The 12033-nt window shown below is 65.8% G+C and carries 8 protein-coding genes and 1 pseudogene; 5 read left to right on the plus strand and 4 right to left on the minus strand.

What is annotated here, in order from left to right; all coding sequences use genetic code 11:
- Window positions 1–39: 39 nt before the first annotated feature.
- Complete coding sequence (locus tag ABN034_RS32505; RefSeq protein WP_349694787.1) at window positions 40–2046, minus strand: glycoside hydrolase family 43 protein; 2007 nt, start codon at window positions 2044–2046, stop codon at window positions 40–42.
- A 358-nt stretch (window positions 2047–2404) separates the two neighbouring features.
- On the opposite strand from ABN034_RS32505, the gene ABN034_RS32510 reads away from it, so the two are divergent.
- Together ABN034_RS32510 and ABN034_RS32515 are read left to right on the plus strand one after the other, a co-directional pair.
- A complete protein-coding gene (locus ABN034_RS32510) occupies window positions 2405–3631 on the plus strand; it encodes an ROK family transcriptional regulator (RefSeq protein ID WP_349694788.1) in 1227 nt (408 codons plus the stop codon).
- 80 nt (window positions 3632–3711) lie between these two features.
- Window positions 3712–5139 carry a ricin-type beta-trefoil lectin domain protein gene (locus ABN034_RS32515; protein WP_349694789.1) on the plus strand — a complete coding sequence of 476 codons (1428 nt, stop codon included), beginning with the start codon at window positions 3712–3714 and terminating at the stop codon, window positions 5137–5139.
- Between the two features lie 800 nt (window positions 5140–5939).
- Here ABN034_RS32515 and ABN034_RS32520 read toward each other — a convergent pair.
- On the minus strand, window positions 5940–6926 hold the full coding sequence (locus ABN034_RS32520; protein ID WP_349694790.1) for an aldo/keto reductase: 987 nt from the start codon (window positions 6924–6926) through the stop codon (window positions 5940–5942).
- A 114-nt stretch (window positions 6927–7040) separates the two neighbouring features.
- Between ABN034_RS32520 and ABN034_RS32525 the strand changes: the two genes are divergently transcribed.
- Window positions 7041–7937 carry a helix-turn-helix transcriptional regulator gene (locus ABN034_RS32525; protein WP_349694791.1) on the plus strand — a complete coding sequence of 299 codons (897 nt, stop codon included), beginning with the start codon at window positions 7041–7043 and terminating at the stop codon, window positions 7935–7937.
- A gap of 5 nt (window positions 7938–7942) precedes the next feature.
- The gene (locus ABN034_RS32530) at window positions 7943–8920 is read left to right on the plus strand and encodes an aldo/keto reductase (RefSeq protein ID WP_349694792.1); all 978 of its coding nucleotides are present in this window, start codon (window positions 7943–7945) and stop codon (window positions 8918–8920) included.
- 178 nt (window positions 8921–9098) lie between these two features.
- Here ABN034_RS32530 and ABN034_RS32535 read toward each other — a convergent pair whose 3' ends face one another.
- The gene (locus tag ABN034_RS32535) at window positions 9099–10073 is read right to left on the minus strand and encodes a cation diffusion facilitator family transporter (protein ID WP_349694793.1); all 975 of its coding nucleotides are present in this window, start codon (window positions 10071–10073) and stop codon (window positions 9099–9101) included.
- Window positions 10074–10406: 333 nt separating this feature from the next.
- Here ABN034_RS32535 and ABN034_RS34720 point away from each other — a divergent pair.
- Window positions 10407–10640 (plus strand): annotated as a pseudogene (locus tag ABN034_RS34720) (MTB12 C-terminal domain-containing protein); the annotation flags it as partial.
- 195 nt (window positions 10641–10835) lie between these two features.
- Here ABN034_RS34720 and ABN034_RS32540 read toward each other — a convergent pair.
- Window positions 10836–11927: a YibE/F family protein gene (locus ABN034_RS32540; RefSeq protein ID WP_349694794.1), complete on the minus strand. Its 1092-nt coding sequence runs from the start codon at window positions 11925–11927 to the stop codon at window positions 10836–10838.
- Window positions 11928–12033 lie beyond the last annotated feature (106 nt).

The raw sequence follows: 12033 nt of genomic DNA on the forward strand, positions 1-12033 counted from the left end.
CGGTGGAGGGTCTCAGTCCATGGAGGATGAGAGTCTGCATCAATCGGTGCGGGTCACCATCAACCAGCTGACCTGAATGTCCGGTGCCCTCGTGGGAGCGATGTCCACGACGATCTCGCCATCGTCGCCGACTGAGATGTTCGCGTATTCTCCTGCGGTGTAGTCGCTCGTGAAGAGCCGCTCCTCGTCGACGACGGTGCCGTTGATGCTGACCTGTGCCGCGCGGTTGGCCCATGGCCATGGATCCCAGTATCCGGCGTGGACGGTGTAGGTTCCGCGATCCAACCCCGTGAAGGTGTACGTGAGTGGCTCTTTGTCCTTGGCCCACCTGAGGGTGTTGTAGAGGTCGCCTGCCGCGCCGCCGTATGTCCCGCTCGAACCGGTGTAGCCCCACGTCGTGCCGGTACCAGGATCCACACCGACAGCCTGCTCCGGCGTGGAGTTGAGGAGACCTGCTTCGGACGAGCCGGCATCGGCAAGGAGCTGCCAGTCAGCCGTTGCGGCTCCGCCGGCGTTGACGACGTACCGCAGGCCGTGAGGTACGACGACGACGTCCCTGGTGAAGGTGCGGCCGTCGTCAAGGGTGCCCCGCAGCTTGGTCGGGCCCGGCTGCGCCACCGTGGACGGATCCCACGAGACGGGGTGGGTCGTCGTGACGCCGGCCTGACTGACCTGGACTTGCGTCGGCAGCGTGCTGGTGTCGCGGAGCCAGACGTGGCCCGGGACGGGCGTGGTCACGGTCCAGCGCTGGTACGGCTGGAGGTCATCCAGTTGCCACTCGGCGTCCGGGCCGATGGTCAGAGTTCCGTTCTCACCGAAGCTCATCGGCATCCACACGTACGGGGAAGTCGCCAGCGTGCTCGGGGTCCAGCGGTCGCCCATGAAGATGAACTTGTTCTGCTGCCGGTCGTACGGAATCACATTGGTGCTCTGCGATCGGTAGGTGTCACCAGCACCAGGCCCGGAGATGGGGTTTCCGCGGTCGGTCCAAGTGCCGAGAATCTCGGTCGCCGTGGCGTAGCGCGCAGGGTTCGGATCCCAACCCGTAGCACCCGACGTCACCAGGTAGTACCTGCCCTCTGACTTGAACATCGCCGGCGCCTCGCGCTGGTTGCACGCGAGCGTACGCACAAAGTCCTTGCCCTGCACCGCAGTCTCCGGTGGTGCCGACAGGTAGGTGTATGCCGCATTGAGCTTGGAGATGTACATCGTCCGGTTCTCCTCGGACGAGTAGATGATGTAACCGACGCCGTCGTCGTCGACGAACAGCGTCATGTCGCGCGCCATCCCACCAGCGGGATCGAAAGCGGGACTGCTGCCGCACCACGGCACCGAGTCACTGGGGACGCGGTTCAGCCGGTACGACCCGAGCCACCGGAAGGGACCCTTCGGGGAGTTCGCGATGGCGACCCCGGCCTCAGCGCGGGCATACGTCGAAGTGCTGGTGGGCGACGACGGCCCGTCGGAGTGGACCCACATGACCCACTTCCCGGTGGCATTGTTGTAGATCACCTTCGGTCGCTCGAGGATCGAGGGTCTGGCCCACCCATCGGTCCGTTCCAGATTGGTGGACAGGTCGCGCCACACGATCTCACGTTGCTCGGCGGTGTCGTCCTTGTAGAGATGCGCGAAGTACTTGTCGTTCGTGAACTGGTCCTGCGAGCTCAAGGTACGCAGCGCCAGCCCGTTGTCCTTCCAGTTGTAGAGGTCGTGGGACGAGTACACATGGATGCCGGGGCTGTCGAAATAGCCATTGCTACGGTCTTCGCCGTACCAGTACCAGATGCGCTTCCCGTCATCGTCGACGGCCTGGACGACCTGTCCGCCGTGAGCCTGGATGACCTTGCCGTCAGTGTCACGCCACTCCGCTCCGGGGCGGAAGGAGGTAGAGGGAGTGCCTGCCTGGCGGTCAGCCACCAGGTCGCTCGTCATGGCCGATGCCGCAACTGCTGTCAGAGGTAGCAGAGTGACCACTCCTAGAAGGACGGCCGCCCGAAGCGCACCACGGGTTCGGTAGTGGTGGTGCGGTCGCGTACCGAGGGCCATGGCCCCCTCCTTCGAGTGGATGAGTAAGCCGACGCGGCACGACATGCATCCCCTGGGCGAGCCGGTACAGGAGGCGATGGCTCATCCGCTCCCGCGGCGAGCCACGGCGGCCACGACGGACTTCGGGTGACGCTTCCGCTAACAGGTGAACAAAGGTTTGCCGTGGAGAGACGCCGCGATCAAGCCTGGCGACCGTCATCGGTCAGGACACACAGCCAGCCGGTGTCGGACACATCGTTGTCGATTGACAAGCCAATCACCAGACTTTCGCCAGGTGTCTTACGAAGTCTCACACAAACCACGACCATGACGCCGGAGAGACCCAGTGATCAGGCGGCGGACGACCCGGGACATCAGGTTGGCGAACCGATTCGGTGTGCTCCGCGAAGTGATCGCGGGCAGGCCGATCTCACGACAGGAGATCGCTGCCAGCACCGGGTTGAGCCTCGCGACGGTGTCGACGCTGATCGGGGAACTGCTCAACTTCGGTGTCGTCGCGGAGACAGGCTTCGCAGATTCTGGCGGCGGCCGTCCACGTGGCCTGGTCACGGTCAACCGTGCGGACGCCCGGCTTGTCGGCGTGGACATTGCGGAGACCTACGTCCACACCGAGCTGTTCAACCTTGGACTTGACGTGATCGCCACCGACGAGGAGGAGGTGCGGCCAAGCGAGACAGACCCTGGCCAGATCGTCAGCCATGTCGTGTCGGGCGTGCGCTCGGTACTCTCCGGTGTCGCGGCCGAGACCGTCCTCGGTGTGGGCGTGAGCGTGCCTGGCCAGGTCCAGCGCGAGAGCGGAGTGTCAGTCTTCGCACCGAACTGGAACTGGCACGACGTACCTCTGCAGACACTTCTCTCCCAGCACCTGGACCTGCCCCTGCATCTCGACAACCCGCTCAAGGCAAGCACGGCTGCCGAGCTGTGGTTCGGCGCCGGCAAGAGCCGCGACAACGTTGTCGTGGTGACGCTGGGCACCGGTGTCGGGGCCGGTATCGCGATGGACGGATCGCTCTACCGCGGCGAAACCAACAGCGCCGGCGAGTGGGGTCACACCACACTCGTCCTCGGCGGGCGCTCTTGTCATTGCGGTGCAAACGGATGCGTCGAGACCTATGTCGGGGCGCCCGGAATCATGCAACATCTACGTGAACTCGATCCGCGCAGCCCACTTCTGCACCCGCACGACCAGACCGCGACCATCGACTCGCTCGCGCACGCGCTGAAGATCGGCGATCAGGTCGCCGTAAAGACGGTGAGGGAGACCGCACGTTACCTCGGCGCGGCCGTCGCCTGCCTGATCAATCTCCTGAACCCCGGCGTGGTAGTGCTGAGCGGCTGGGTCGCGGCAAGGTTAGGTAGCCCACTCCTGGATGAGATCCGCGACGTCCTGGCCCGGCATACGCTGCAACGCCCCCTACGTGCCGTCGAGATCGAGCTGTCACCCCTTGCCAGCAACCCCGTCAGTCTCGGCGCCGCCACCTTCGCACTCGAAGCCATGCTTGCGGCACCACATCGGCTCCCCTGGTCTCGAGGTCGAGCGCACCCGGGCCAAGGTGCGCTGGCCCGACACACCCTGAACGCATGAAGGCCATATCCCTGTGACATCGCAGCCAAATCCAGATCATGCGGCGTCCAAGGCGTCGCGCTGGAGGATTGGAGACCCTTGTGAGAACGACTCTTTGGCGCCTCACCTTCGCAACGCTCTCGATGATGGCCGTCGCGGCAGCCTCGGCAGTTTCCGCAGCGGCGTCGCCGTCCACCGGACCCGCCGGCACGGCTGAGTTCCGCGGCGTCAACTGGGCGGACCCGCGGGACAACTTCGCCGCCGACGAGGTTGTTCCGTCCGGCCTGAGTGTCGGAGACGATTACGCCTCCACGTACCACAAGGCCTCGGACATCGTGCGGGAGTTCCGCAACGAGCTGAGGGCCAACACGGTCCGCCTGCCCATCAACCCGTCAAGTGTCGGGACCGACTGGTGGGAGTCGTACCAGGGCGCCATCGACGCCTCGATCGACAACGGCTTCAAGGTGATCCTGAGCTACTGGGAGGCGAACAACGCCAGGGACGGCCGAGCCGACGACCCAGAGGCCTTCCGCGCCATGTGGGACACGGTCGTCGACACGTACGGCAAGAACCCTCGGGTGTACTTCGAGCCGATGAACGAGCCATTCGGCTACTCGCTCGACGAGTGGGTGTCCCTCACCTCATCGTGGCTCGAGCTGCACAGCGAAGTGCCACGGGGCCGGATCGTCATCTCGGGCACGGGATACAACGACAACGTGACCGGTGTGGGCGCGGCGCCCGAACTGGAGGGCACGCTGCTCTCGCTGCACTTCTACGGGTTCTGGGCCGACCACACGACCGAGGAGGAGTGGCTGGCGAACCTGCTGCCCCGTATCGGCGACTACGGCTGGCGCACGATCATCGACGAAGCCGGCTCGCCGATGACGATCGGTCTGAACTACGGCAATCACGAGGGCAATGTGTCCACGTCGTATCTCGGCGCCCTCACCGAGACGGCGCGCGCCCAGGGTATGGGGATCGTCTACTGGCCGGGCCTGCGTGACGGCGACTCGTACTCGATGACCACGCTGGTCCGCGACGGTGACCTGGAGGTCAACAGCGAGAGCGGCCTGGCGCAACTGCAGTGGGGCTGGGGCCTGCTCAAGGAGGAGCCGTTGAACGATCTGCCGCCGGCGCCTCCAGGTGAGCCGCTGCGCGGGGTGGCCAGCGGCCGCTGCGTCGACGTACCGGGCTGGTCGACGACGAACGGCACGGCCCTGAATCTGTGGGACTGCAACGGCGGTGGCAATCAGTCCTGGAACTGGACCGCCGACAAGCAGCTGACGGTGTACGCCGACAAGTGCATGACGATCGGCGGCGACGGGTCCAGCGCGGGCAGCCCGGTCATCATCACCGACTGCACGGGTGCGCCCAACCAGGCCTGGGAACTCCACGACGACCTGTCGATCACAAGCATCGGCTATCCCGGTCTCTGCCTGGACGCCGCCGGTGCCGGAACGGGCAACGGGACACCGATCGACGTCTGGTACTGCAACGGGGAAACCAACCAGCAGTGGGCCCGCTCATAGCTGCCGGAGGCTCCGCGAAATATCTGTCCGGTCGGGTCACGTCTTCGGCCTCGTTGGGTTGCGGAACAAGGGACGCTGCCCAACCCAGTCGGCAAGCAAACGCGACCATCGGCTGACCCCGCTCCGGCCCGTTCGGGGTGGGTGGTCTTGCCTGGCCCGCAGTTGGGACGCCAGTCGCCGTGCGCGCTGCGCCTGGATGATCGTCTCAGCGCGCTGCCTGGCAATCTCGGACGCATAACAGCGGAAGCAGGGGTCGATCATCTTCTCCCTCACATGATGGTGTTGCGCCGGGTGTCATGTCCGACCGTTGACGTGCGCGTCCTCACGGGAGGCACAGCGCAGCGAACCTTCGACTAACCGGGACAGTCGTCGGTGCCCTGATCGGCCGACGCTACGGCTCATGAGGGGTTGGCGAAGCGCTCCTCCTCCCCGACCCGGACCAGATCTGCCTACCTATGGCTTGGCACGTCGGGGTCTTCTGTCCGAACATGATCAATCTCCTCGGTCGCCGGGACAGCCGTCCCTGATCTCCCTCTTCGCCCTATCGACGAACGGGATGGACGGAGAACGACACATCGCGGCCGAGAAAGTTCGATCCAGATCAGCACCCGACCTGGCCAGGGACGCCGACGTCACCTACGCAGCCGGTCGAATATTGGTCGTTCTGCGCGCCGTACTGTGGCCCTGGGGTCGCCCGCTGATCTTGCTTTGGTCTGCGCCGGAGTCAATGCCGGGAACCCTCTCGCCGACCGGCCGGGTGACGCCTGCTGCGACTTCCGGGGCGTACTCGCCTCAGGGAATCAGCGGTTGATCCACTGTTGCATGTGTGGGGGGTAGCGGTCGGCGTGGATGTCGACCTGTGCGGAGATCTCATCGAGTTGCTTGAGGTCTTCGGGGGTGAGTTCGATGTCTACGGCGGCGGCGTTCTCCTGTAGGCGGTGGATCTTGGTGGTGCCGGGGATGGGGACGATCCACAGGTGCTGGGCGAGTAGCCAGGCCAGCGCTACCTGGGCGGCGGTTGCTCCGGTCCGCGCCGCGATCGCCACCACCTGGTCGACGAGGGATTGGTCGGCGGTGCGGGCCTGTTCGGTGAATCGCGGCAGGGCGTTGCGCACGTCGGAGTCGGCGAATGATGTCGTGCTGGCGATGGCACCGGTGAGGAAGCCTTTGCCGAGAGGGCTGAACGGAACAAACCCGATGCCGAGCTCGGTCAGGGTTGGCAGGATCTCGCCCTCGAGTTCGCGCCACCACAGCGAGTACTCACTCTGCAAGGCCGTCACCGGCTGAACGGAATGGGCGCGTCGGATGACGTCCACGCCAGCCTCGGACAGGCCGAAGTGCTTGACCTTTCCGGCGGTGATGAGGTCCTTGACGGTGCCGGCGACTTCTTCGATCGGCACTTCGGGGTCGACGCGGTGTTGGTAGAGGAGGTCGATGGTGTCCACGCCCAGTCGTTGGAGGGAATCCTCGACGGTCGCCCTGATGTGCTCGGGCCGGCTGTTCAGCCCGTTACGCCGGTCTACGTCGAAGGAGAATCCGAACTTGGTGGCGATAACGACCTGGTCGCGGACGGGGCGCAGGGCCTTGCCGACGAGTTGTTCGTTGGTGAACGGGCCGTACACCTGGGCGGTGTCGAAGAAGGTGATGCCGAGGTCGATGGCGGCGCGGATGAGGGCGATGCCGTCTTGCTGGTCGACTGCCGGGCCGTAGCCGTGGCTGAGTCCCATGCAGCCGAGTCCGAGCGCGGAGACCTCGAGTCCGCTGGCGCCGAGGGTGCGTTTGATCATGGCTCTGCTCCTTGCGGGTTCGGGCACCTGCTCGACGGTAGGGTGCGGCCGGGCGATGAAACAGGCATTGGCAGTACCTTCCTCGGCGTGGTGGGTGGCCCGTAGCGTCGGGGTATGGGCCGTCAAGCCGTGCACGAGTTCCTGGCCAGCCGCCGGGCAAAGATCACGCCCGAGCGGGCCGGGATGCCGGCTATCGGGAAGCGGCGGGTTCCGGGGCTGCGGCGTGAGGAGGTCGCCTCGCTGGCCGGGGTGAGTTTCGACTACTACGCCCGGCTTGAGCGTGGCTATCTGTCGGGGGTTTCGGACTCGGTGCTGGAGGCCCTGGCACGGGCCCTGCAGTTGGATGAGGCAGAACGGCAGCACCTGTTCGACCTCGCCAGATCGGCGTCGGCCCCAGCTTCCCGTGCGCCCAGGGCCAAGCCGGCAGTGATCCGGGTCCGGCCGGCCCTGCTCGGCATCCTGAACGGCATGACCGGCACGCCGGCGTACTTGCGAAACGCGCGCTTGGACCTCCTGGCCGCCAACGACCTGTGCCTGGCCCTCTTCGACGGCGTACTGACCCGGGACGCACTGCCCTTCAACCTGGCCCGGTTCGTGTTCCTCGACCCATACGCCAAAGCGTTCTATCTGGACTGGGACACGATCGCCCGGGACATGGTGGCGTCACTGCGAAGCCAGGCTGGCCGGGACCCGTCCGACCGCGGGCTGAGCGACTTGATCGGGGAGCTGACGACCCGCAGTGACGCCTTCGCCGTGCTGTGGGCACGTCACGACGTACGGCTGCACCGCACCGCCCGCAAACGGCTGGCGAACAGGATCGTCGGGGAGATCGAGCTGACCGGTGACGCCCTCGAGCTGCCCGGCGACGGACTGACCATGATCGCCTACTCCGCCGGGCCCGGCACCCAGGCCGAGGACCAGCTGAACCTGCTGGCCGCCTGGAGCGCGACAGCGCACGCCTCGGAGACCAAGCGGACTACCGACCCTGTGCGGGTCGACAAGAAGGGATAGGACGAATGGAGTACCGACGACTCGGATCCTCGGGTTTGAAGGTCAGCCGGATCGCCCTCGGTTGCATGAGCTTCGGTGACGGCTCCCGGATGCCGTGGGCACTGGGCGACGAGCAGGCCGAGCCGATCTTCCGCCAGGCCGTCGAGCTCGGCATCACGTTCTGGGACACCGCCAACATCTACGGCTACGGGACCTCGGAGGAGATCACCGGCCGGGCCATCAAGTCCTACACCCGCCGTGAGGACGTCGTTCTGGCGACCAAGCTGTTCCAGAAGATGAGTGACGGCCCAGGCGGCGCGGGTCTGTCCCGCAGAGCCGTGATGGAGCAGGTCGACGCGTCCCTGACCCGGCTGGGCACCGACTACATCGACCTCTACCAGATCCACCGCTTCGACCCCGAAACCCCGGTCGAGGAAACCATGGAGGCGCTGCACGACGTGGTGAAAGCAGGAAAGGTCCGCTACCTCGGCGCGTCATCGATGTGGGCCTGGCGGTTCGCCACCATGCAACACGCCGCCGACCTCCACGGATGGACCAGATTCGTATCGATGCAGGACCAGTACAACCTGCTGCACCGCGAGGAAGAGCGGGAGATGTTCGGACTCCTCGCCCACCAAGGCGTGGGCAGTATCCCCTGGAGCCCGCTCGCCGCCGGCCGGGCGACACGGCCCTGGGGCGAGAAGGGCACGAACCGGTCGGAGACCAACCCCGACGTCGACATGTACGGGCGACCGCTGTACCTGCCCAGTGACCAAGCCATCGTCAATGCAGTTCAACACATCGCGGAAGCGAGAGGAGTGCCGATGGCCCAGATCGCGTTGGCGTGGGTGCTGAAGAACCCCGTCGTCACCGCACCCATCGTCGGGCCCACCAAACCCCACCACCTCTCCGACGCCGTCGCCGCCCTCGACATCGAACTCACCGAAGACGAGGTGCACGCCCTCGAACAGCCCTACGTGCCACGCCTACCCACCTACTTCTAACGCCTTGGCAACGCCCCGGAGACGGCCTCTCCCCGGGGGGCGTTTGACAGCACTTCTGACATCAGTAGCGGCTGGTGCGGCCGTTCTATGCGCACTCGACGTCCGCTGAACGCCTGCCGACGAGGCTCTTCGAAAGATCAAGGCGCATCGCCCGGCTGCGCCCTTCGCCCAGCGGGAGTCAGTTCATCTGGCTCTGCTCGTGGTGCGCGGTTCGGGAGTGAGCTAGCTGGCCTGGAGGGCCGAACGGGTGGGTGTGAATAGTTGCTCGGGCCAGTCGCGGTAGAGCGTGCAGAAGGCGGTGTTCGGTCTCGTGCGCGATCTCGTGCGCGTCGATGATGGTGAGCGTCTCGTCCACGCCGATGTCGGCCTCGGCGTGCAGGGCGTGTCCGACCCAGCGAAGCCGTAGATGTTCGACATCCCGCACCCCTGGGGTCTCGCGGGCAACCCGCTCGGCCAGCCGCACCAACTCGGGATCTACGGCGTCCAGGAGCCGGCCGAACACTTCTCGCGCCGCACTCCACAACACGCTCACAATCGCGGCCGTGATCAGCAGCCCTACCACCGGATCGGCCCAGTCCCAACCCACCGCCACGCCGCCTGCAGACAACAAGACGGCAAGACTGGTGAACCCATCCGTACGGGCGTGGAGCCCGTCTGCGACCAGGGCGCCCGAGCCGATCTGCCGTCCGACCCTGATCCGATACCGGGCCACCCACTCGTTTCCCGCGAACCCGATCACCCCGGCCAGCGCCAGCCATCCCAGGTCCGTGACCTGCCGTGGATGGGCCAGTCGGCCAACAGCCTCCCACGCGGCGAAGCCGGCCGACGCGGCGATGACGATCACGATCACCAGACCGGCCAGGTCCTCGGCCCGCCCCAGCCCGGAGGTGAACCGCCGCGACACCGCACGCCGTCCAAGAACGAAAGCGATTGCCAGAGGGACCGCCGTCAGCGCATCGGCGAAGTTGTGCAAGGTGTCACCCAGCAAGGCCACCGAACCGGTGACAGCCACCAGCCCTACCTGGGCGACCGCAGTGACCATGAGTGCGCCGAAGGAGATCCACAGAGCACGCATCCCTCGCCTGCTCGCCTCCAACGCCCCGTCGATCACATCCGCGGAGTCGTGACTGTGCGGCACCACCGCATGCCGCACCGCAGCCACCACTCTGCGCCAACCCCTCGGCGCGGCATCGTGACCGTGAGCGCGGCCGTGGCCGTGACTGTGGTCGTGACCGCGTCCGTGGCCGTGATCCGAGGTCATGCGAGACAGGATTGCACCCGAACCCCGCTGCAGCACCCCACGAACAGCGACCCCGATGTAGTCGCAACGCCCACGCAACAGCAGAACACCCAACCTGGCGCGGCTGATCATGGTCAGTCACGATCACCAGCCCGATGCCCCCCGGCTGCCCTTGCCCGCAAGGCGCAGCCGGATCGGCCAACTGTTTCGATCAAGCGATAGCGGCTCTTCGTCCATGCATTCGCTCACGACGCAGAATTAGGACAGGCAACAGCAACGGCTGAGAAAGTAACCTTCACCTCTGCCACGAGTGCCGACGTGACCTTCACACTGTCCCAGCAGCGCAAGACCATCCTGAGCGGCGTTGGTCAATCCGTCCGGCAGGACGACACATGGAAGATCTCGGTCAAGACCCTTTGCGCCGTCGCCGAAACCCGGGACGTTGCTAGACCTGCCGCGTGCGAGCCGGCCATCTGGTAGACACCACTGCACACGAGTCCGACGTACGCATCAGGTCGGCCCAGTAGCTGGCGGGAGCGAGGCCTAGCGAGTGGCGAAAGCCCTCAGTCCGTCGAGGTCGAAGGTGTTGCATCGGAGGGCGTTCGTCGGGCCCATCGCCTGGATTGGCATCGATTGCTTGTCGTCCGCGCTCGCCACTTGGGTGTGTTGATCTATCTACCGGTCGCTGATCCTGTCCTTGTGTTGTCGGGACAGGTCGGTGGTCTCGTGTGCACCTTCTGCGGCGTGTGGCCATCCGTCGGCCCGGTGGGTCTCCGGGCGGCGTTCGGTCACTGCGGCTACGGTGCCTGCTCTGTGGGCGGTGTAGGCGGCGAGTGCCGTGGTGATGGGTACGGCTGCGATCAGCCCGAGCGTGCCGACGGCGCTGCGGACGAGTTCTTGGGCGATGAGCTGGTTGGTGAGGACCTCGCCGACGGCTCGGTTGTTCGCGTCGATGAGGACCAGCAGCGGGAGGGATGCGCCGGCGTAGGCGAGGATGATCGTGTTGATCACCGACGCGATGTGGGCACGACCGACCCTGGTGGCGGCGCGGTACAACTGCATGAAGCGGTAGGCGGGGTTGGCGTGGGCGAGTTCAGTGACGGTTGCAGCCTGGGTGACTGTTACGTCGTCGAGCACGCCGAGGGAGCCGATGAGGATGCCGGCGAGTAGCAGGCCCTGCATATTGACGTTGTGGGTAACGCCGAGGTAGGCGGATTGTTCGTCGGCGACGCCGGACAAGTGCGTGGCGGCGACCGCGGCTGCTGAGAGCAGGCCGGTGAGGGTGAGGCTGGCGAGAGTGCCAACCACCGCAACAGATGTGGACCTAGTGAACCCGTGGGTGAGGTACAACACGGTGAGCATGATCGCCGCGGAGCCGACGATCGCGACCAGCAACGGCGGCTTGCCGGCAAGTATGGCTGGAACGACAAACAGCAGCAGCACCACGAATGTGACCACCAGTCCGGCCAGCGCTGTCAACCCTCGCCAACGGCCGAAGGCGATCACGGCGAGGACGAACGCAGCGCCCAGCATCCACAACTGGTTGCTGCGCTGATGGTCGACGATCGCGTAGAGCCCGTCGCCGGGCTCTACCTGGTGCGTCAGCACCACCTCGTCACCTTCAGCGAACTTTGTAGAGGCAGTCCTGCCAGACAGGTCGACGGTGATGTCCTCGCCCTCGTCTGGGCCGCTAGTGATCTGGACTAATGCGGTGCCGCATCCGGAATTGTTGGCGCCGATCTGATCCGGGCAGGGTTCACGGTCCATCACCATGATCACACCGAAGGTGCGGCCCGGTATGCCGGTTTGTTCCGGGCCAGAGACGTCCGGCGGCCACAGCCATATCATCGCGGCCAGCGTGACGAGCCCGGCC

Origin of the sequence: Actinopolymorpha sp. B11F2, assembly GCF_040195635.1 — a bacterium.
Taxonomy (GTDB): domain Bacteria; phylum Actinomycetota; class Actinomycetes; order Propionibacteriales; family Actinopolymorphaceae; genus Thermasporomyces.

What these genes read in the sequence shown, in the direction of transcription:
- ABN034_RS32520 (WP_349694790.1), bottom strand. Translation starts at nt 6,926, where the DNA reads ATGATCAAACGCACCCTCGGCGCCAGCGGACTCGAGGTCTCCGCGCTC.
- ABN034_RS32525 (WP_349694791.1), top strand. Translation starts at nt 7,041, where the DNA reads ATGGGCCGTCAAGCCGTGCACGAGTTCCTGGCCAGCCGCCGGGCAAAG.
- ABN034_RS32530 (WP_349694792.1), top strand. Translation starts at nt 7,943, where the DNA reads ATGGAGTACCGACGACTCGGATCCTCGGGTTTGAAGGTCAGCCGGATC.
- ABN034_RS32540 (WP_349694794.1), bottom strand. Translation starts at nt 11,927, where the DNA reads ATGGACCGTGAACCCTGCCCGGATCAGATCGGCGCCAACAATTCCGGA.
- ABN034_RS32505 (WP_349694787.1), bottom strand. Translation starts at nt 2,046, where the DNA reads ATGGCCCTCGGTACGCGACCGCACCACCACTACCGAACCCGTGGTGCG.